This is a genomic window from Microbispora sp. H10836 (genome assembly GCF_012999525.1).
In the GTDB taxonomy this organism is placed as follows: domain Bacteria; phylum Actinomycetota; class Actinomycetes; order Streptosporangiales; family Streptosporangiaceae; genus Microbispora.
On the sequence record NZ_JABBWU010000082.1, the window covers coordinates 1 to 598 of the forward strand.

The 598-nt window shown below is 64.2% G+C and carries 1 protein-coding gene; it reads right to left on the reverse strand.

Annotation, left to right across the window (positions count from 1 at the left end):
• A partial coding sequence (locus tag HHX30_RS40385) for a family 43 glycosylhydrolase (RefSeq protein ID WP_311923082.1) occupies positions 1-536 on the reverse strand: 536 nt, incomplete at its 3' end.
• Positions 537-598: the final 62 nt, after the last annotated feature.

The following is a 598-nucleotide window of genomic DNA, read 5'->3' on the forward strand; positions in this document are numbered from 1 at the left end:
TAGGCGCCGCCTCGCTTGTACATCCGCGAGCCTTCCAGGGTGCCGACGCTGGAGGGGGTGGAGAACACCTGCTGGCTGCGGACCTCGGTTTTGCCGTCGGCCGACAGCTGGGCGACGCTGATCTGGGTGTTGCCGTAGGCGACGTACATGGTGTCGTTGTCGTCGACGAGCAGGCCGGCGTCGTAGTAGCACTTGTTGATCGTGGTGTGCCGGTTCCAGGGGCCTTCGGCGGAGGTGGCGGTGTAGATGTAGGTCTTGCTGAAGTCGATGCAGCCGCCCCAGTAGAAGGTCTTGTTGCTCTTGCGGTAGTTCAGGAACGACGCCCAGATGCCGTTGACGTAGGCGCGGCCGCCGTTGAGGTCGTATTTGGAGCCGAAGTCCAGCTTGGGCACCGAGTGCCCGGCGTACTCCCAGTTGACCAGGTCATAGGAGCGCAGGATCGGCGCGCCGGGTGAGTAGTGCATCGTGGAGGCCGAGTAGTAGTAGGTGTCGTCGACCCGGAAGATGTCGATGTCGGCCAGGTCCTGCCACAACACCGGGTTGGAGTACGTCGACGACGGCGGCCACGGCCCACCCGACGGACTCACCGACGGCGAAG